The following is an 18,750-nucleotide window of genomic DNA, read 5'->3' as shown; positions in this document are numbered from 1 at the left end:
CTGACCCACGGCGCGGCGGTGCGTTCAGGCCGCGGGTGCCTCGACGGACTCCGGCAGCTCCGCGCTGCCGTCGACCTCCTGCTCGTCCGGGCCGGTGGCGACGACGGCGGCCTCCTCGCGCTGCCGACGGGCGGCGACCGCGGCGCGCACGTGGTCGAGGAACGCGCCGGCGAGCAGCTCGCCGGACCGGCGCAGCTCGTCGTCGTGCTCGACCGCGCACGCGTGCACGGCGGCGGTCTCCACCTCGGTGTACCCGAGCGCCCAGCGGACCGCCGTCGTCGGCCCCGCCTCCGGGTGGAACTGCACCCCGAGCGCGGACCCCCAGCGGAACGCCTGGTAGGGGTACATCTCGGACCACGCCAGCCACTGCGCGCCCTCCGGCGGCTCGATGACGGCGTCGGCGTGCATCTGCACGAACGAGGTCGCGACGCCCCGGCCGTCGAGGTCCTCCGCGGTCTCGGCACCCGCCGCCCGGGCGAGCGGGGCGAGCACCGGGTCCTCGAGCGCCTCGGCCCGCCAGTACACCGGCAGGACACCGGCCTCGCGACCGGGCGGGGCGCCCACGGCCACGGTGCCCCCGCCGGCGACCGCCAGCATCTGGGCGCCGAGGCAGACGGCCAGCGTGGGCAGGTCGGCGGCGACGGCGTCGGCCAGCAGGGACCGGACCGCGGGGAGCCACGGCGCGGCGTCGTCGGCGTAGGCGTTCATCTGACCGCCCAGCACCACGAGGCCGTCGCCGCACTCGTCGAGCGTCGGCACGGGGTCGCCGTCGAAGAGACGGACGACGCGCAGGTCGCCGAGCAGCCCGCGGAACCGGTCGACGGGGACGTCGGAACTGTGCTGCAGCACGGTGACACGAGGCACCGCTGAGAACTCGATCTCGGACACGAGCGCTGAGACTACTCCGCACGCCCCCGTCGGTCACCCCCCCCCCGTCGACCGGCCCCCCGCGTACGCTGTGCCCATGGCCTCCCCCTTCTCCGAGCCGACCACCGTTCCCGCGCGCGGGACCGCGCGCACCACCTACCTGCTGGTGGACGGCGAGAACATCGACGCCACCCTCGGCATGAACGTGCTCAACCGGCGCCCCAACCCCGAGGAGCGGCCGCGCTGGGACCGCATCACCGGCTTCGCCCAGCGCGTCTGGAACCAGGACGTCGTCCCGCTGTTCTTCCTCAACGCCACGAACGGCCAGATGCCGATGTCGTTCGTCCAGGCGCTGCTGGCGATGGGCTACCGGCCGATCCCCCTGGCGGCCAGCGGTGACGAGAAGGTCGTCGACGTCGGTATCCAGCGCACCCTGGACGCCATCGCCGACCGCGACGCCGACGTGCTGCTCGCCAGCCACGACGGCGACTTCCTGCCGCAGGTCGAGCGGCTGCTGGGTCAGGACCGCCGCGTCGGCCTGCTGGCGTTCCGCGAGTTCGTCAACATGCAGCTCGCCGGGCTGTCCGAGTCCGGCCTGGAGATCTTCGACCTCGAGGGCGACGCCAACGCGTTCACGAGCCCCCTGCCGCGCGTGCGGATCATCCCGATCGAGGAGTTCGACCCGCTGCGCTTCCTCTGACGGTCCCCGGCCGGGCGGGCGTCAGCCGCGCGGTTGCTCGGCCGGCGGACGCTCGCTGCCGCGTCGCTCTCCCGGCAGGCCGGCGGACCGCCGCGTGACCGTGATCGCCCACAGCGCCGCGGCCGCCAGCAGGACCGTCAGCACCATCACCACCCACAGGAACCCGGTCGCCACGACGACCAGGACCGCCACGGCCAGCACGGCGAGGCGCAGCACGTCCGCGTGCGTGGCGACCCACCGGCCCAGGCGGCCGTCCTGCCCCGTGACCGTGGCGACCCACGGCCACCGACGTCCGGCGTCCACCAACCACCGCGGCCGGCCCAGCAGCGCGCCGACGACCACCGTCACGGCGGCGACGACGGCGACGAGCCAGAAGATCTCGTGGACCTCGCCGGCCACGGACTCGAACAGCACGGTCGCGACGCGCTCGCCGTCGGGCGTCCGCGCCACGTCCACCACGACGCCGCGCAGCCGGGAGATCAGCGCGGTCACGATCACCACGCCGACGAGCACGCCGATGCCGAGCTGGACGGCTCCCCGGCGCCGGTCGGGCGAGATCCACAGAGTGGCCACGACGGCGACGAGCGTCAGCACGACCAGCAGCCACCCGGCCCGGTCCGCCGTCGTCACGGCGCCCTGGAGCCCGTCGAAGGTCGCACGGTCCATGAGCTCCACCTGGCCGATACCCTCCGGCAGCTCCACCCCGAGGGCCTCGGAGAGCTGGGCGCGAGCCTCTGGCGCCCTCTCGGAGACGGCGTCCGGGAGCGTGATGTCGCCGAGCACGTCCTCCAGACCACCGAGCGACTCACGCACGGCGTCGGCGACGAGGGGCAGCGTGTTCAGCATGACCGCGTCGTCGGTCAGGTAGACGTTCGGGTGGTCCGCGACGTCGGCGCGGGCCAGCGCCACGACTCCGGAGTGCGCCCGCTCCACGAGATCCGGCACCCGGTCCGCGACGGCGTCGGACGTCACCACCCGCTCCACGGCCGCGTCGATGCGCTGCTCCAGGGGCTCGACGATCAGCGGCGTGATCGCCGCGAGCGTCGGTCGGTCGACATCCCCGGAGAGCGCGTCGAGCAGCGGCCCCGGCGCGAGGTCGCCCCGCGCCACGAGCGCCGCCACGAGGGCGGTGTCGAGCTGGGCCAGCCGGTCTGCGACCCGGGCGTCCAGGTCGAGGGCGAGCAGCACCTCGTCGGAGACGCGGTCCGCGAGCGCGTCGGCGAACGCCGGGTCGTCCAGGGCGGGCCCCACGGTGTCCATGAACCGGTCGGTGTCCAGCACGGTGCGGTGCGCCCACACCACGAGGGACGAGGCCACCACGAGCAGCATGGTGACCACGACCATCGCCCCGGCGACCCAGCGGCGGACCACGGGAGCCCGCGACGACCGCACCGGCTGCTCGGGCGTCGAGTGCTGCGTCACGGGGACGTCCTCCCTGGTCGGGACTGCTGGGCCGAGCCTACCGAGGTCGTCCCCGGCCCGCCGGACGGACGGGTCGGCCGTCCACGGCGCCTGTCCAGGTAACGTCCAGCAAGTCGGCGCACACTGGAGTCATGGCTACCACCGACGCCGACGCCCCCGAGGCACGGCTCGTCGTCGTCGACGACGAGCCCAACATCCGCGAGCTGCTGTCCACCTCCCTGCGATTCGCGGGCTTCGAGGTGCATGCGGCCGCCGACGGCGCGAGCGCCCTGCAGCTGGTGTCGGACACGCAGCCGGACCTCGTGGTGCTCGACGTGATGCTGCCCGACATGGACGGCTTCACCGTCACCCGGCGCATGCGCGCGACGGGCCGGCACACCCCCGTGCTGTTCCTGACCGCCCGCGACGACACCCAGGACAAGGTCCAGGGGCTGACGGTCGGCGGCGACGACTACGTGACCAAACCGTTCAGCCTCGAGGAGGTCGTGGCGCGGATCCGGGCGGTGCTGCGGCGTACGGCGGGCGGTGAGCCGGAGGACGACGCCGTGCTCCGGGTCGGCGACCTCGAGCTCGACGAGGACTCCCACGAGGTGCACCGCGCCGGCGTCGAGGTCGACCTCTCCCCCACCGAGTTCAAGCTGCTGCGCTACCTGATGCTCAACGCCGGGCGGGTGCTGTCCAAGGCGCAGATCCTCGACCACGTGTGGCAGTACGACTGGGGTGGCGACGCCAACATCGTCGAGTCCTACATCTCCTACCTGCGACGCAAGATCGACCACCTGACCGTCCCGGGACCGGACGGCACCGACGTCGAGCTGCCCGCGCTGATCCACACCAAGCGAGGTGTGGGCTACCTGCTGCGGACGCCGCCGCGATGACGGACGCGCACCCCGACGGCGCGCGCCGGTGGGGCTGGCTCGCCCGCACGCCCCTGCGTGTCCGCCTGGTGGCGATCACCGTGCTGCTGCTCGGCGCCGGTCTCGTGCTGGCGGGGCTGACGGCGCGGACCGTCGTGTCGAACTACCTGATCGACGAGCTGGACGAGCAGCTCACCCAGTCGGCCCAGGGCGTGGCACGCCTGACGACGCTCAACCCCGGTGAGACGACCCAACGCATCCCGAGCGACTACGCGGTGACGCTGCACAGCTGCAACGGGCTCGACGGCGGCCCGGTGGGCTGGACGCAGACCCTGGACCGGTTCGGCGAGCCGCAGATCCCCGACGAGTCGGTCGAGACCGTCGTCGCGCGGGGCATCGACCCCTTCACCGTGGACTCCACGGGTGGCAGCGACCCGTCGCAGTGGCGGGTGGTCTCCATCCCCTGCAGCCCGTTCCGCGGCGCCGAGGTCGAGGGCGCCGCCTACGTCGCGCTGCCGCTGTCGAACGTCGAGGAGACGAGCGAGTACCTGGGCAAGGCGTTGCTCTGGATCGGTCTGGGCATCGTGGTGCTCGGGGGCGCCCTGGCGTTCTGGCTGGTGCGCCGCTCCTTCCGGCCCCTGCGTCGTATCGAGTCCACGGCCGCGGCGATCGCCGACGGCGACCTGTCCCGCCGCGTGCCCGAGGACCAGCCCGCCAGCACCGAGGTCGGCTCCCTGTCCCACTCGCTGAACGCGATGCTCACCCAGGTCGAGGCCGCGTTCGCCGCCCAGGAGGCCTCCGAGCAGCGGATGCGTCGCTTCGTCTCGGACGCCAGCCATGAGCTGCGCACGCCGCTGGCCACGGTCAAGGGCTACGGGGAGCTGTACCGGATGGGTGCCCTCGACAGCCCGGACAAGGTCGAGGACACCATGGGGCGCATCGAGGACTCCGCGCGGCGCATGGGGTCCCTGGTCAACGACCTGCTGGTGCTCGCCCGCCTGGACGAGCGCCGGCCCCTGCGCCAGGAGTCGGTGGACCTGGTCGCGCTGGCCCGGGACACCGCCCAGGACCTGCACGCCCTGGACCCGGAGCGTGTGGTCAGCGTGACCGGGCTGGGTCCTGGCGAGGCGGCACCGTCGTCGCTCCGCGTGACGGGCGACAGGGACCGGTTGCGGCAGGTGCTGACGAACCTCGTGGGCAACGTCGCACGGCACACGCCGGTGGGCTCCCCGGCGGAGCTGGCCCTGGGCACGACACCCGACGGTGACGCCGTCGTCGAGGTGCGCGACCACGGCCCCGGCGTCTCGAAGGACCAGGCGGACAAGATCTTCGAGCGCTTCTACCGCGCGGACTCCTCCCGCAACCGCGAGTCCGGGGGCTCGGGTCTGGGGCTCGCGATCGTGGCCGCGATCCTGAGCGCCCACGGCGGCCGGTCCTCGGTGCACGAGACACCCGGCGGTGGTCTGACGGTGCGAGTTCACCTTCCGCTCCCCGGGGACTACGATGCGTGACGGCCTGGTTCCGGTTCGCCTGCGCAGCAACGTCGCTGGGGCGGCGTAATCTGGAACTACGGCTGGTCACAGCATCCGGCCCCTAGACGAAGGTCTTGATAGCGATGGGCGTGCTCCACGCCGACGCACCACAGTGGTTCCTCTCCGCGTTCGTCCGTACGTGTCACGGCGCCGGCGCCACCGCCACGGAGGAAGAGATCCGCGCGGTCGGGTCCGAGCTCATCGACCGGTGGTCGGAGACGGACCGGCACTTCCACAACCTGCGTCACCTGGCCGCGGTCCTGCACCGCGTCGACGAGCTCGCGCACGAGACGCACGAGCCCGACCTGGTCCGGCTGGCCGCCTGGTACCACGGCGCCGTCTTCGACGCCGACCGCAAGGTCGCGTACGCCACGCGGGGCGGTGAGCAGACCACCCTGAGCGCCGATCTGGCGCGCGAGCAGCTCGTCGAGCTCGGGGTGGCCGCGCGGCGGGCCGACCGTGTCGCCGAGCTCGTCGAGTCCATGGCGCGGCACAAGGCCCTGCCCGGCGACTTCGACTCGGCGGTCCTCAACGACGCCGACCTCGGCATGCTCGCCGCGGAGCCGCAGCGCTACAAGGAGTACGTCGCCGCGATCCGCGCCGAGTACGCGCACATCCCGCTGCCGGACTACCTCGACGCCCGCATCAAGGTGATCTCCAAGCTCCTCGGACGGCCCCAGCTCTACGTCAGCCCGCTCGGGCTCACCTGGGAGGAGCCGGCGCGGCAGAACCTGGACGCCGAGATGCACCGGCTGGTCAAGGAGCGTCGCCGGCTCGAGGCGCAGACCCCGGCCGGCCCCGCCCGTCAGTAGCCGCCCGGCGCACGCACTGCTCCCGCGAGTCAGGACCGTCCTCCGCGAGTCAGGGCGGTCCTGCGCGGGTCAGGGCGGTCCCTGCGCGAGTCAGGACCGTCCTCCGCGAGTCAGGGCGGTCCTGCGCGGGTCAGCCGCTCGTCCACACCCTGTGGACGACGGCGGCCTGCTGCGCGCCCGCACACCTAGCGTCGTGGCGAGCCCGGCCCTCCCGGGACCCACGACGAAGGAGCAGCACGTGCGATACGAGGTCGACAGCGATCGGGTGGCGCAGGCCGGGGCGGCGGTGAACGGGTCCGTCGGGGCGATCCGCGCCGAGGTCGGCGCCCTGATGCGGCACCTGCAGGACCTGCAGGCGAGCTGGCACGGCAGCGCGGCGACGTCGTTCGCCGGGGTGATGACGCAGTGGCAGTCCGCCCAGACGCAGGTCGAGGCCGCACTGGACTCGGTCACCGCCGCGCTGCAGGCGGCGTCCCAGACGTACTCCGACGCGGAGAACCAGGCCACGCGTCTGTTCGCCACCCGCTGACCCACACCACGGCCTTCCCCCATCGTTGTGGGCATGAAATCTGCGGGCCGGACGTGGTCCGAGGGCGCAGATTTCATGCCCACAACGTCGAGGGGCTCCACGCACGACGGCGGCCGGCCACCTCCGCAGAGGTGACCGGCCGCCGTCGTTCGCAGCGAGGCGCGGTCAGGACCGCGCCGGACGCGCAGGGATCAGAAGCCCATGCCGCCCATGTCGCCCATGCCGCCGTCACCGGCCGGGGCCGAGGCCGGCTCCGGCTTGTCGGCGACGACCGCCTCGGTGGTGAGGAACAGCGCGGCGATGGACGCGGCGTTCTGCAGCGCCGAGCGCGTGACCTTGACGGGGTCGTTGACGCCCGCGTTCAGCAGGTCCTCGTACTCGCCGGTCGCGGCGTTGAGGCCGTGACCCGAGGGGAGGTTGCGGACCTTCTCCGCCACGACGCCGCCCTCGAGGCCGGCATTGATGGCGATCTGCTTCAGCGGGGCCGAGATCGCCGCGTTGACGATCTGCGCACCGGTCGCCTCGTCGCCGTCCAGCTCGAGCTTCTCGAACGCCACGGCACCGGCCTGCAGCAGGGCCACGCCGCCACCGGCGACGATGCCCTCCTCGACGGCAGCCTTCGCGTTGCGGACGGCGTCCTCGATGCGGTGCTTGCGCTCCTTGAGCTCCACCTCGGTGGCCGCACCGGCCTTGATGACGGCCACGCCGCCGGCCAGCTTGGCGAGGCGCTCCTGGAGCTTCTCGCGGTCGTAGTCGGAGTCCGACTTCTCGATCTCGGAGCGGATCTGCTGGACGCGACCCTCGATGAGGTCGGCGTCGCCGGCACCCTCGACGATCGTGGTCTCGTCCTTGTTGACGACGACCTTGCGCGCCTGGCCGAGCTCCTCGAGGGTGGCGTTCTCCAGCTTGAGGCCGACGGTCTCGGTGATGACCTGACCACCGGTGAGGATCGCGATGTCCTGCAGCATGGCCTTGCGGCGGTCGCCGAAGCCCGGGGCCTTGACGGCGACGGACTTGAAGGTGCCGCGGATCTTGTTCAGCACCAGGGTCGCCAGGGCCTCGCCCTCGACGTCCTCGGCGATGATCAGCAGCGACCGGTTGGTCTTCATGACCTGGTCGAGCAGCGGCAGCAGGTCCTTGACGTTCGAGATCTTCGACTCGACGATCAGGACGTACGGGTCCTCGAGGACGGCCTCCTGGCGCTCCGGGTCCGTCTCGAAGTAGCGGGCCAGGAAGCCCTTGTCGAAGCGCATGCCCTCGGTGAGCTCGAGCTCCAGGCCGAAGGTGTTCGACTCCTCGACGGTGACGACGCCTTCCTTGCCGACCTTGTCGAGGGCCTCGGCGATGAGCTCGCCGATCGCCGGGTCGCCCGCGGAGATGCCGGCCGTGGCCGCGATCTGCTCCTTGGTCTCGACCTCGGTGGCGGCGTTGAGCAGCTGCTCGGTCACCGCGGCGGTGGCCTTCTCGATGCCGCGCTTGACGGCGATCGGGTTGGCACCGGCGGCGACGACGCGCAGGCCCTCGCGCACGAGCGCCTGGGCGAGCACGGTGGCGGTGGTGGTGCCGTCACCCGCGACGTCGTCCGTCTTCTTGGCGACTTCCTTGACGAGCTCGGCGCCGATCTTCTCGTAGGCGTCCTCGAGCTCGATCTCCTTGGCGATGGAGACACCGTCGTTCGTGATCGTGGGGGCGCCCCACTTCTTGTCCAGGACGACGTTGCGGCCCTTGGGGCCGAGCGTCACCTTGACGGTGTCGGCGAGCTGGTTGAGCCCGCGCTCCATGCTCCGACGAGCTTCCTCGTCGAACGCAATCATCTTGGCCATGGGGACTGATCCTCCGCTGTGGCGTGTCGTGGTCTGCCGGTGCCCGCGACGGACGACCCGTCCGCGTGCGTTCACATCACGCACGCGACCGAGCCTCACCGATGGACCGAGTGGGTCACTCCGGTCGGCTGTCACTCGACAGTCGAGAGTGCTAAGACATTATTGGCACTCTCACCCCGAGAGTGCAAGATGTTCGCCCCCGGCGCACAACGGCACTGCTCAGCGGCGCCCGACGTCGGCACGCCCCCTGCCCGCACGCCCTGCCGGCAACGGCGAAGGCCGGCACCCGCGACGCGACGAGCGTCGTCGGGCACCGGCCCCGACAGGAGCATCGCTCCAGCGTCACATGAAGGCCTCAGACGTTCGCCGGAAGTCTCGCGACCGAGTCCCCTCGGTGTTGCCCATGGGAGTCACGGCGTCCAGTGGAAGCAGCTGCCGTTGTAGTAGCTGTTCACAACATACGAACGGAAGTAGCTCGCCGTCTGCGGACCGTACTTCCCGTCGTCCGTGATGCCGTGCTTGCGCTGCACCTTCGCCACGGCCGCCGTGGTCTTCGACCCGTAGATCCCGTCGACCGCGATCTTGGACCAGCCGTACCTCTCGGCATAGCACTTGTTGAAGCTCTTCTGAATCCCGACCGTGCTGGCGTACCGGTAGCGGCCCGAGTTCTGATAGCAGCTCTGCGTGGCGAAGCCCCCGTCCACGATGCTCAGTCCGTTGTTGTACGCCGGCACATAGCCGTTGATCCGGTCGTTGCAGGTATAGCCGTACGCGCTGGCGGGCGCAGCCACAGCGACACCCCCCGCGAGCAGCACGAACGCCGCGACCAGCGCCGCCATGAGGCGCCTAGACGCATTCACCATCGAATCCTCTTCAGTCCGCCCACGCCGACAGTCGGCACGGGATCGAGCGAAGAGCGCAGCGACTGCGCCCCTCTCGAGGAGAATGGCAGAGTATGTCCGTTTTAGACAAGATGGGGTGCTTCATGACCTCGGGACGAGTCCGAGGGCCCCGGCGTGGAAGGGCGAAGCGCACCGAGGGGCAGCGCACCGTGGCTCCAGCACGGGCCCCGCGAACCAGCGTCAGCCGACAGGCTCCTTGAGCACGACCCACACGGCGTCGGTCGGGCTGTTCGTCAGGTCGTCGGACAGCTCCATGTTCGCGCCGGTGACGCCGAGCGACTCGGCGACGGCAGAGGCCGTGTCCGCACGTCCGTCGGCGTACAGGACGGTGGTGGTGCCGTAGACGCCCTCGAGCGCCACGGGTGCGTTCGACGCGTTGTCGATGGCGACGTCGGCGAACCCGGCGTCGCCCACGACGACGCTCTGCGCATTCCCGGCCTCGCCGTTGCCGGCGCCGTCGTTGTACACGACCACACGCGCAGAGAGGTCGGCAGCACCGGGATCGCCGGGCAGCTCCTCCGAGCCCTCGGCAGGCTCCTCGGTCGCCTCGCCGGACTCCTCACCGGAGCCGTCACCGGACTCCTCGCCGGACTCTTCACCGGAGCCGTCACCGGACTCCTCGCCGGACTCTTCACCGGAGCCGTCACCGGACTCCTCGCCGGAACCGTCATCCTCGGACGCCTCGCCCTCTGCGGAGGACTCGGGCGCGGCGGACTCCTGCTGCGCGGCCGGCGGGTTCTCGGTGGCCCCCGGGTCGTCGGACAGGAACCCCACGACGGCGACCGCCAGGCCGGCGAAGACGACGGCGACCAGCAGGAACGGCCAGGCCGAACTCCACCCGCTGCGGGGCTCGCGGTGGACGCCGACGGGCGACCCCTCGGGACCGCGGACGTCGAACTCGTCAGGCGGGTACGGGTAGTGGCTCTTCGTCACGCCGCACAGGGTAGCGGGTCGGGATGGGCCGAAGTACAGAGCTTGTTCAGCACGCGGCCAAACCTGTTCAGCCGCACCGCGTCAGCCCCGCGAACCGTCGAGACGACGCGAGCTGCGGGCCCGCTGACGCGTCGCACGGAGCCGCCGCAGCCGCTTGACCAGCATGGGGTCGTGGGCCAGCGCCTCCGGGGTGTCGATGAGCGCGTTGAGCACCTGGTAGTACCGCGTGGCCGACATGTCGAACAGCTCGCGCACGGCCTGCTCCTTCGAGCCGGCGTACTTCCACCACTGCTTCTCGAAAGCCAGGATCTCCCGGTCGCGGTCGGACAGCGCCTCGGCGGCGTCCGACGCCGGAGCCTGCGTCGTGGTGTCGACCTCCTGGACCAGCATCTCGCTCATGCGGCCCAGTATGGGTCACTCCGGGCGCCACCTCCGGCAGCCCGGCCCCGCGCGTCGCCCCTCGCCGTCGCCCCTCGCCGTCGCCCTGCTAGCGTCGCCGTCGTGGAGACGACGCCGGACCCTGCCGCCACCGCCCCGTCCGCACCTGCCGCCGCACCGCCGTCGGACGCCCCGTCGCCGACCGGCCGGCCGCCGCTGGACCGGGTCATGGCGCCGGACTGGGCCGCCGCCCTGGCCGACGTCGAACCGCAGATCCACGCGATGGGCGACTTCCTGCGCGCCGAGGTGGCGGCCGGGCGCCAGTACCTGCCGGCCCCCGCGGACGTGTTCGCGGCCTTCCGGCGCCCGCTCGCGGACGTCCGGGTCCTCGTCGTCGGCCAGGACCCCTACCCCACGCCCGGGCACCCCATGGGGCTGTCCTTCTCCGTCCAGCCGCACGTCCGCCCGCTGCCGAAGTCGCTGGTGAACATCTTCACCGAGCTCACCGCCGACGTCGGCGGTGCGGCTCCCACGAACGGCGACCTCAGCCCATGGGCGGACCAGGGTGTGATGATGCTCAACCGGGTGCTGACCGTGGAGCCCGGCCGCCCGGCCTCGCACCGCGGCAAGGGGTGGGAGCAGGTGACCGAGGCCGCGATCAAGGCGCTCGTGGCACGCGGCGGACCGCTCGTCGCGATCCTCTGGGGCCGTGACGCCGCCTCGCTGAAGCCCTGGCTGGGCAGCACGCCCACCGTCGAGTCCGCCCACCCGAGCCCGCTGGCCGCCTACCGCGGGTTCTTCGGGTCGGCACCGTTCTCCCGGGTCAACACCCTTCTCGAGCAGCAGGGAGGGACGCCGGTCGACTGGCGGCTGCCCTGAGCAACTGATCCCGCGAGGGGTGCAGAATGGCCCCGTGAGTTCGCACGACAGCATCCCCCCGTGGTCCCGCTACGTCGCGATCGGCGACTCGTTCTCCGAGGGACTCTGGGACCCGTACCCGTACGACGACGGCACGCGAGCCCCGGCCGGCACGGAGACGACGGCGGTGCAGCGCGGCTGGACGGACCGGCTCGCCGACCACCTGGCCGAACGCCGCGGCGACGAGGTCCTCGAGTACGCCAACCTCGCGATCCGCGGCAAGAAGCTGCGCCAGATCGTGGACGAGCAGCTGCCCGTCGCGCTCGAGATGCAGCCGGACCTCGTCTCGCTCGTCGGCGGCGGGAACGACATCCTGCGCCCCCAGGCCGACCTCGACGCCCTGACGGCGACCTTGGAGGACGCGGTGAGGCGGCTGCGCGCCTCCGGCACCGACGTCCTGATGGGCACCGGGTTCCGGGCCGGCGGCACCCTCAGCTTCACCAGCGGGCGGGTCGGTCAGTACAACGCCACGATCTGGTCGATCGCCCGCCGCCACGGCGCGTACGTGCTGGACAACTGGGGCCTGAAGTCCCTGTTCGACCTGCGGATGTGGTCCGACGACCGGATCCACCTCACCGACGAGGGGCACCGTCGCGTCGCGAACGCGGCGCTGGTGGGTCTCGGCCTCGCACCGGACGACGAACGCTTCGACGACCCGATGCCCGCCGTCACGGCGCCGCGGCTGCGCCAGCGGGCCCGCGAGGACGCCCAGTGGGCGCGGGCGCACGTCGTGCCGTGGGTGCAGCGGCGGATCCGGGGCACGTCGAGCGGTGACGGCCGCACGCCGAAGTGGGCCTCGCCGAAGCCGTGGCCTCCGTCGGAGCGCTGACCGCGCCGGAGGGTCGGGTGCTCACCGCACGGAGGCAGCTCCCGGCGCGCGAGTATCGGTGGCGGGGTCCACGGTGAAGAGACGGCCACCACCGTCGACAGGGCGCTGCAGACGGCCGCAGCGCCCGGATTGGACCGACCATGAAGTTGCCCGAGGCCACCGAGGAAGACGTCCGGGTGCAGATGGACGACCTGTGCCGAGCCGGCGCCGTCATCATCGGGACCATCGGCGGATGGGACCCGCCCCCTCCGGGTGCCGTCGCCAAGCTGTCCCGCAGGGATGGGTCGGACGAACTGGTGATCTTCTACGACGAGCGGGGAACCACGCTCGACGAGCAGCGCGAGATCTTCACGGCGGCGTGGGAGGCCATCCGCACGGGGCTCGGCTATCCCGAGAAGTGGGACGTCGTCGAGGGCACCGACCCCGACACGGGCGAACCGGTGCGCTGGCGGGTGCTCTGGCTCTACTGGGAATGAGCTCGCCGGGACGACGGCCCGTCGGTCCGCGTCGTCGCAGACCGACGGGCCGTCGGGTGGAGCCGCCTGTCGGGTTCGAACCGACGACCTTCCGTTTACAAGACGGGAGCTCTACCAGCTGAGCTAAGGCGGCGGGCGGGGACCATCGTACCGATGACGACGACCCGGCCGGGACGTCGAAGGCGTGAGGCCCGCCGCGCCGGTGCCGGTGCGACGGGCCTCACGCCCACGGCGAGGTCACTCGTCGGCGGACTCGCCCTCGGCGTCGGCGCCGGCGGCACCGTCGCCCTGGACGGCGCTCAGCAGGGCGCCCGGCTGGTTCCAGGTCTCGAAGCGCTCGCCGTCGACCAGGATGGTCGGCGTGCCGAAGCCGCCGTTGGCGTTCGCCAGGTCCGGGTTCGCGGACGCCTCGCTGGTCAGCGAGTACACGTACTGGCCGAACGTGCCGCGGGCGGTCCCGTCGGCGATGCCGGCAGCGACGTCGGCCGGGACGCCGGCCTCCTCGGCGATCGACGCCATCTCCTCGTCGCTCAGGCCCTCCGTGTTCTCGGCGGGCTGGTTGACGAACAGGGCCTCGTTGAAGGCGAAGAAGGACTCCGGCGCGCGGTCGGCCACCCAGTAGGCGGCCGAGGCCGAGCGCGTCGAGAAGTCGGTGCCCTGGGACATGCGGTCCAGGATCGAGACGGGGTGGAAGACGACGGTCGCGTCGCCCTCGGTCAGCATCGTCTCGACGTCGGCGGCGTTGATCTCCTCGAACTGGCCGCAGACGGGGCACATGTAGTCGAGGTACTCGTCGACGACGGGCGCTCCCTCGTTCTCACCGCCGGCCACGAGGTCGGACCCGACCGGGATGCCGCCACCCTCCAGCGCCGTCGACGGGACGTCCGCCACCTCGGCCAGCGGGATGTCCTCGACGCTCTTCTTGTCCGCCTCGCCCATGAGGATGAAGACCGCGACGGCGACGAGTGCCGCGATCGCCACGCCGAGTGCCGCGAAGACGATCATCCGGTTGCGGCGGTCGCGCTGGGCCTGCTGCTGCTGGACGGCGAGCGCCTCGGCACGGGCTTCGTCCCGGCGCTGCGACTTGTTCTGCTTGTTGGACATCTCGGTGCGGATCCTTCGGGTCGAGTCGGGCGGGGCGATCCGGCGGCCAGCCTACCCGTGGGCCGGTCCACCCGGAGCGGAGGGCGGGGCGTCCCCGCGCCCCGACGCTAGGGAGCGAACCTGGGGAGATCCTGGGAATCCGGTCTCAGAACAATGACGGCGCGCTGTTCATGGGCCACCACACGATCTCGACGGGGTCGGTGACGAGCTGGGAGTACAGCACCCAGGACCCCACCAGGCAGATCGCCACGACGATCGCCGCCCCCGTCAGCCCGGGGGCGAGGTTGTTGAGGATCCGCCGGGCCCCGTCACGTGCGGTGCGACCGGCCGGGCCGAACCAGGTGGCCAGCAGCGCGACGAGCATCGCTCCGGCCAGCACCACCGAGAACACGAAGGGCGCGTTCCGACCGCCCACCGACCGGGACTCGACGTCCCCCAACGGCGCGACGATCAGGTTGCCGTCGCCGAACAACCAGTACCCGCCCATCGTCGCCAGGAGTCCGACGCAGCCGCCGACCACGGCCGCCGGGATGACACCGAGCGCGCCGAGCACCGCGTGATAGGGCAGCAGCAGACCGGCGACCCAGCCGTCCGAGGACCGCACCCCCTTGCGCTGGCGGCGTTCGTGGAACCGCTGGCCGGAAGTCCCGACGATCCGGCACAGCACCGTCAGGCCGACGAAGGCCCCGAACGCCACGAGCGGGTAGAAGGCCGCGAGCACCACGAACGGCAGCCCGACCGCGAGCGCCGTGCCCCAGCGCCGCGGGTGGACCGGCGGCACGTAGGGTCCGGCCGCCTCCTCCTCCACGTCGTCCGCGCCGTCGGCGAGCTCGTCGTACGTCCGGTACCGCACGTCCCCGAGGGGGATGGCCCGCGTCGCGCCGTCCTGCGCACCGGCCCGCGCCCGCTCCTCGGAGGTCATCGTGCTCGCCGTCCCGCCGGGCGGCTCGGGCGACACCGCGGGCGGACCGACGACGGCGGTGTCGGCGAGCGCGGGCGTGGCGCTCCCCGCCGGCGAGTCCGGCGACCCGGCGTCGGGCGAGCCGTCCGGCGACGTCCCGGCGCTCCCCGCCAGACCCGCCGCCGTGGCCGCGGTGGCGGCACCGGCCGCCACGACGATGCGCTGCGTGGCCTGCGGGTCCTCGGACTGCTCCGCGGCCGTGCTCTCGCCGTCGGCCAGGTCGCGGCGGATCGCGCGGACCACGTCCGTGGGTCCCCAGCGCCGGGTCGGGTCGGGCTGCAGGGCCCCGGCGAGCGCCCGTGCCGTGCGGGCGGGGACGCCGTAGAGGTCGGCCCGGCCCTGCCGCGAGCGCCGCAGCACGACGTCGGTGGGCCGCACGCCGAAGGGCGACCGGCCCGTGGCGGCGAAGGCGAGCAGGGCCGCCCAGCTCCACCAGTCCGTCTCCGGGACCGGGTCCCCGCCGTCGAGCAGCTCGGGGGCGATGTACCCCGGCGTCCCCATGACGAACCCGGTCATCGTGGTCCGCGTGTCCCCGGTGCTCTGGGAGATCCCGAAGTCGATGAGGCTGGGCCCGTCGGCGGTGACCATCACGTTCGAGGGCTTGAGGTCCCGGTGCACGACGCCGGCCGCGTGGACGGACTCCAGGGCGTCGGCGAGCTGGTCGGCCAGCGAGAACAGGTCGGCCACGTCCAGGGCGCCGCGGGCGTCGATCTCCTCCTCGAGGGTGAGCCCCTCGACGAGCTCGGTGACGACGAAGGCGTACGGACCCTCGAACTCCGCGTCGAGCACCTGCGCGACGGCCGGGTGCCGCAGCCGCTGCAGGGCCGCGACCTCACGGCGCAACCGCTGGCGACCCGCGGGGTCGGCGTCCAGGTGGGCGTGCAGCACCTTGAGCGCGACCCGTTCGCCCGCACCGTCACGTGCCTCGTAGACCGCCCCCATGGCACCACGCCCGAGGGTGGAGACCACGGTGTAGCCCCCGACGTCGGTCCCCGGCTCGAGCCCGCCCTCGGGCCCCGAGGCCGACGTCTCGTGCGTCAGCACCTCCGCGTCGTCACCCACACCCATGGGGCACACCGTAGCGTCGCGCCCTCCACGGCGCGCCCCGGCTCGCCAGGGTTCACCCCGCGCGGGGGAAGGGCTGCGCCGATATGGTGCGCGCAGGACTCCGCACTACCCAGTGCATCGGGTCGGCGTCCACCAACCTTGGGAGAGAACAGCGTTGACAGGTCAGGGATCGTCCAGCACCACGACCGGCGGCGACGGGTCGACCGGTTACGACCTCGTCGTCGTCGCCAACCGGCTTCCCGTCGACTTCGCGGTGGACGACGAGGGCAACCTCGACTGGAAGCGGTCGCCGGGCGGGCTGGTCACCGCCCTCGAGCCGGTGATGCGCGAGAACGACGGCGCCTGGGTCGGCTGGTCCGGCGCGCCCGACCTCGCGCACGAGCCGTTCGAGGCCGACGGCATGCTGCTGGTCCCCGTGACGCTGTCCGCCAGCGAGATCAGCAAGTACTACGAGGGCTTCTCCAACGACACGCTCTGGCCGCTGTACCACGACGTGATCGCCCCGCCGACGTACCACCGGCAGTGGTGGGACGCCTACCGCAAGGTCAACCAACGGTTCGCCGAGGCGGCGGCCGCCCAGGCGGCCCACGGCGGCGTGGTCTGGGTGCACGACTACCAGCTCCAGCTCGTGCCGAAGATGCTGCGCGAGCTGCGTCCCGACCTGCGCATCGGCTTCTTCGACCACATCCCCTTCCCCGCCGTCGAGCTGTTCCAGCAGCTGCCCTGGCGCAAGGCCATCGTCGAGGAGCTCCTGGGCGCCGACCTCATCGGGTTCCAGCGCGGCGGCGACGCCTCGAACTTCGTGCGCGCGGTGCGCCGGCTCACGGACCACCCCACGCGCGGCTCGATCATCTCCATGGGGTCCGACGACGCGACGCCGGGCCGTCGGGTCCGTGCGGCCTCGTTCCCCATCTCCATCGACACCCAGTACTTCGACGAGCTCGCCCGCCGTCCCGAGGTCCAGGCCCGCGCCAAGGAGATCCGCACGGACCTGGGCGACCCCGAGGTCGTGATGCTCGGCGTCGACCGCCTCGACTACACCAAGGGCATCCGGCACCGGATCAAGGCCTACGGCGAGATCCTGCAGGACGGCCGGATCGACGCCGCGAACACCACGCTCGTGCAGGTCGCCAGCCCGTCCCGGGAGAACGTCGGCGCCTACCAGGAGCTGCGCCAGCACGTGGAGATCCTCGTCGGCCGCGTCAACGGCGAGTTCGGCGAGCTCGGCCACTCGGCGATCCACTACCTGCACCACTCCTACCCGCCCGAGGAGATGGCGGCCCTGTACCTGGCGGCGGACGTCATGCTCGTCACCTCGCTGCGGGACGGGATGAACCTGGTGGCCAAGGAGTACATCGCGGCCCGCTCGGACCTCGGCGGCGTGCTGGTGCTCAGCGAGTTCACCGGCGCCGCGGACCAGCTGGCCCCGGGACCGCTGCTGTGCAACCCGCACGACATCGACGGCATGAAGGACATCATCGTCGCCGCGGCGGAGATGTCCCCCAAGGAGAAGCGTCGTCGCATGCGCAACCTGCGGCGCAAGGTCATGGGCGACGACGTCGCCAAGTGGTCGAAGTCGTTCCTCGGGGTGCTCACCGCCGTGCCCGGCCGCGACACCTATGTCTGAGCAGCTCGACCCCGCGCTGGACGGTGCCCTGCACGAGTTCACCGCCGACGACGGCGCCGCGCTGCTGGTGGCCCTGGACTTCGACGGCACGCTCGCCCCGCTGGTGGACGACCCGACGGCGTCGCGCATGACCCCGGCGGCCCGCACGGCCGTGGACGAGCTGGGGGCCCTGACGGTGCCCGGTGACGGCGACGCGCCGGCGTCGCGGGTGCGGCTGGCGCTCGTCTCGGGGCGCGACCTCGACGACCTCGCGACGCGGGCCGCGCCCCCGGTCGGGTCGTACCTGGTCGGCAGCCACGGCGCCGAGACGGGGCACGTCACGGCGGACGGGGTCGAGACGGTCCCGCTCGAGCTCAGCGACTCCCAGCGTGAGGACCTGGAAGCGCTGCGCTCCGCCCTCGAGGCGGCGGTGGCCGGCCGCGAGGGCGCCTGGGTGCAGCACAAGCCGAGCGCCGCCGTCCTGCACACCCGGCTCGCCGGTCCCGAGGACTCCGCCGCGGCCGTCGAGGCGGCCGACGCCGCCGCCGACCGGCTCGGGCTCGAGCCGATGCACGGCAAGGACGTCGTCGAGATCGCGGTGCTGCCCACGTCCAAGGGCGAGGCGCTGCGGCGCCTGCGCACCGTCGTCGGACGCGACGTCGGCACCGAGCGCGTGCGGGTGCTGTACGCCGGGGACGACACGACCGACGAGAAGGCCTTCGCCGTGCTGACCAGCGGCGACCTGGCACTGAAGGTCGGCCACGGCGAGACCCTCGCGGCGCACCGGGTCGCCGGTGCGGACGACGTCGCCGGGGTGCTGGACCGGCTGCGCGCCGCGTTGCGGCCCTCCTGACCCGTCCCGACCTGCCCCGTGCGGCGTGCCGGGACGGCTGCGCCCGAGGGGGTGATCGGAGTCACGGCCGTGTAGGATCGATCCGCGCGACGCCGCCGGAACGGTCCGGTGAAGCCGCGCGGACAACAGAATGTGTCGCCGCCGACACGCCAGTCGTGAACGCAGCACACCCGACCACAA

18 protein-coding genes and 1 tRNA gene are annotated in these 18,750 nt (G+C 72.4%); 10 read left to right on the top strand and 9 right to left on the bottom strand.

All coding sequences use genetic code 11. The features are described from left to right. Positions 1-24: 24 nt before the first annotated feature. Positions 25-888, bottom strand: coding sequence for a type 1 glutamine amidotransferase (locus tag Q6347_RS12720; RefSeq protein WP_304607530.1), 864 nt, complete (start codon positions 886-888; stop codon positions 25-27). 76 nt (positions 889-964) lie between these two features. Between Q6347_RS12720 and Q6347_RS12715 the strand changes: the two genes are divergently transcribed. After that, positions 965-1,567 (top strand): NYN domain-containing protein, encoded by a 603-nt coding sequence (locus Q6347_RS12715; protein WP_171247045.1) that lies wholly within the window; start codon positions 965-967, stop codon positions 1,565-1,567. Positions 1,568-1,588: 21 nt separating this feature from the next. Here the strand turns inward: Q6347_RS12715 and Q6347_RS12710 are convergent, their stop codons facing one another. Continuing rightward, positions 1,589-2,989: a hypothetical protein gene (locus Q6347_RS12710; protein ID WP_304603135.1), complete on the bottom strand. Its 1,401-nt coding sequence runs from the start codon at positions 2,987-2,989 to the stop codon at positions 1,589-1,591. 131 nt (positions 2,990-3,120) lie between these two features. On the opposite strand from Q6347_RS12710, the gene Q6347_RS12705 reads away from it, so the two are divergent. The 4 genes from Q6347_RS12705 (at position 3,121) to Q6347_RS12690 (ending at position 6,719) form a co-directional block, all read left to right on the top strand. Next, positions 3,121-3,867: a response regulator transcription factor gene (locus Q6347_RS12705; protein ID WP_171247043.1), complete on the top strand. Its 747-nt coding sequence runs from the start codon at positions 3,121-3,123 to the stop codon at positions 3,865-3,867. After that, positions 3,864-5,357, top strand: coding sequence for a cell wall metabolism sensor histidine kinase WalK (locus Q6347_RS12700; protein WP_304607529.1), 1,494 nt, complete (start codon positions 3,864-3,866; stop codon positions 5,355-5,357). The genes Q6347_RS12705 and Q6347_RS12700 overlap by 4 nt, the downstream gene beginning before the upstream one ends. A gap of 104 nt (positions 5,358-5,461) precedes the next feature. Further along, a complete protein-coding gene (locus Q6347_RS12695; RefSeq protein ID WP_304603133.1) occupies positions 5,462-6,190 on the top strand; it encodes a hypothetical protein in 729 nt (242 codons plus the stop codon). A gap of 238 nt (positions 6,191-6,428) precedes the next feature. Then, positions 6,429-6,719 carry a WXG100 family type VII secretion target gene (locus tag Q6347_RS12690; protein WP_304603132.1) on the top strand — a complete coding sequence of 97 codons (291 nt, stop codon included), beginning with the start codon at positions 6,429-6,431 and terminating at the stop codon, positions 6,717-6,719. Between the two features lie 191 nt (positions 6,720-6,910). Here the strand turns inward: Q6347_RS12690 and groL are convergent, their stop codons facing one another. The 4 genes from groL to Q6347_RS12670 form a co-directional block, all read right to left on the bottom strand. After that, entirely contained in the window at positions 6,911-8,542 is a 1,632-nt protein-coding gene (gene groL, locus Q6347_RS12685) for a chaperonin GroEL (protein WP_171247039.1), read from the bottom strand. Positions 8,543-8,952: 410 nt separating this feature from the next. Beyond that, positions 8,953-9,402, bottom strand: coding sequence for a peptidoglycan-binding protein (locus Q6347_RS12680; protein WP_304607528.1), 450 nt, complete (start codon positions 9,400-9,402; stop codon positions 8,953-8,955). A 222-nt stretch (positions 9,403-9,624) separates the two neighbouring features. After that, the gene (locus Q6347_RS12675; RefSeq protein WP_304607527.1) at positions 9,625-10,377 is read right to left on the bottom strand and encodes a LytR C-terminal domain-containing protein; all 753 of its coding nucleotides are present in this window, start codon (positions 10,375-10,377) and stop codon (positions 9,625-9,627) included. Positions 10,378-10,458: 81 nt separating this feature from the next. Further along, positions 10,459-10,767: a DUF3263 domain-containing protein gene (locus Q6347_RS12670; protein WP_246246557.1), complete on the bottom strand. Its 309-nt coding sequence runs from the start codon at positions 10,765-10,767 to the stop codon at positions 10,459-10,461. A 204-nt stretch (positions 10,768-10,971) separates the two neighbouring features. Here Q6347_RS12670 and Q6347_RS12665 point away from each other — a divergent pair, with 204 nt between their 5' ends. From Q6347_RS12665 to Q6347_RS12655, 3 genes are all read left to right on the top strand, one after another. Continuing rightward, the gene (locus tag Q6347_RS12665) at positions 10,972-11,634 is read left to right on the top strand and encodes a uracil-DNA glycosylase (protein ID WP_304607627.1); all 663 of its coding nucleotides are present in this window, start codon (positions 10,972-10,974) and stop codon (positions 11,632-11,634) included. Between the two features lie 34 nt (positions 11,635-11,668). Next, positions 11,669-12,502 (top strand): SGNH/GDSL hydrolase family protein, encoded by an 834-nt coding sequence (locus Q6347_RS12660; protein ID WP_304603130.1) that lies wholly within the window; start codon positions 11,669-11,671, stop codon positions 12,500-12,502. Between the two features lie 140 nt (positions 12,503-12,642). Beyond that, positions 12,643-12,978, top strand: a complete 336-nt coding sequence (locus tag Q6347_RS12655) for a hypothetical protein (protein ID WP_171247036.1) — start codon at positions 12,643-12,645, stop codon at positions 12,976-12,978. Between the two features lie 57 nt (positions 12,979-13,035). On the opposite strand, the gene Q6347_RS12650 is transcribed toward Q6347_RS12655, so the two are convergent. The 3 genes from Q6347_RS12650 to Q6347_RS12640 form a co-directional block, all read right to left on the bottom strand. Next, positions 13,036-13,111, bottom strand: a tRNA-Thr gene (locus Q6347_RS12650). Positions 13,112-13,215: 104 nt separating this feature from the next. Beyond that, positions 13,216-14,082 (bottom strand): thioredoxin domain-containing protein, encoded by an 867-nt coding sequence (locus Q6347_RS12645; protein WP_304603129.1) that lies wholly within the window; start codon positions 14,080-14,082, stop codon positions 13,216-13,218. Between the two features lie 145 nt (positions 14,083-14,227). Then, a complete protein-coding gene (locus tag Q6347_RS12640; protein ID WP_304607526.1) occupies positions 14,228-16,111 on the bottom strand; it encodes a serine/threonine-protein kinase in 1,884 nt (627 codons plus the stop codon). Positions 16,112-16,265: 154 nt separating this feature from the next. Here Q6347_RS12640 and Q6347_RS12635 point away from each other — a divergent pair, with 154 nt between their 5' ends. Both Q6347_RS12635 and otsB read left to right on the top strand, forming a co-directional pair. Continuing rightward, positions 16,266-17,738 (top strand): trehalose-6-phosphate synthase, encoded by a 1,473-nt coding sequence (locus tag Q6347_RS12635; RefSeq protein ID WP_304607525.1) that lies wholly within the window; start codon positions 16,266-16,268, stop codon positions 17,736-17,738. Continuing rightward, positions 17,731-18,570: a trehalose-phosphatase gene (otsB, locus tag Q6347_RS12630; RefSeq protein WP_304607524.1), complete on the top strand. Its 840-nt coding sequence runs from the start codon at positions 17,731-17,733 to the stop codon at positions 18,568-18,570. Before Q6347_RS12635 ends, otsB begins: the two co-directional genes overlap by 8 nt. Positions 18,571-18,750: the final 180 nt, after the last annotated feature.

This window comes from Isoptericola sp. b408, assembly GCF_030588085.1.
Taxonomy (GTDB): domain Bacteria; phylum Actinomycetota; class Actinomycetes; order Actinomycetales; family Cellulomonadaceae; genus Isoptericola; species Isoptericola sediminis.
Note: the sequence above shows the minus strand (reverse complement) of the source record. Positions and strands in the feature narration are given on the sequence as shown.

Bases quoted from the DNA above. Each gene is read 5' to 3' on its own strand.
- Q6347_RS12715 (WP_171247045.1), top strand. From the start codon at position 965: ATGGCCTCCCCCTTCTCCGAGCCGACCACCGTTCCCGCGCGCGGGACC.
- Q6347_RS12705 (WP_171247043.1), top strand. From the start codon at position 3,121: ATGGCTACCACCGACGCCGACGCCCCCGAGGCACGGCTCGTCGTCGTC.
- Q6347_RS12700 (WP_304607529.1), top strand. From the start codon at position 3,864: ATGACGGACGCGCACCCCGACGGCGCGCGCCGGTGGGGCTGGCTCGCC.
- Q6347_RS12695 (WP_304603133.1), top strand. From the start codon at position 5,462: ATGGGCGTGCTCCACGCCGACGCACCACAGTGGTTCCTCTCCGCGTTC.
- groL (WP_171247039.1), bottom strand. From the start codon at position 8,542: ATGGCCAAGATGATTGCGTTCGACGAGGAAGCTCGTCGGAGCATGGAG.
- Q6347_RS12670 (WP_246246557.1), bottom strand. From the start codon at position 10,767: ATGCTGGTCCAGGAGGTCGACACCACGACGCAGGCTCCGGCGTCGGAC.
- Q6347_RS12655 (WP_171247036.1), top strand. From the start codon at position 12,643: ATGAAGTTGCCCGAGGCCACCGAGGAAGACGTCCGGGTGCAGATGGAC.
- Q6347_RS12645 (WP_304603129.1), bottom strand. From the start codon at position 14,082: ATGTCCAACAAGCAGAACAAGTCGCAGCGCCGGGACGAAGCCCGTGCC.
- Q6347_RS12640 (WP_304607526.1), bottom strand. From the start codon at position 16,111: ATGGGTGTGGGTGACGACGCGGAGGTGCTGACGCACGAGACGTCGGCC.
- otsB (WP_304607524.1), top strand. From the start codon at position 17,731: ATGTCTGAGCAGCTCGACCCCGCGCTGGACGGTGCCCTGCACGAGTTC.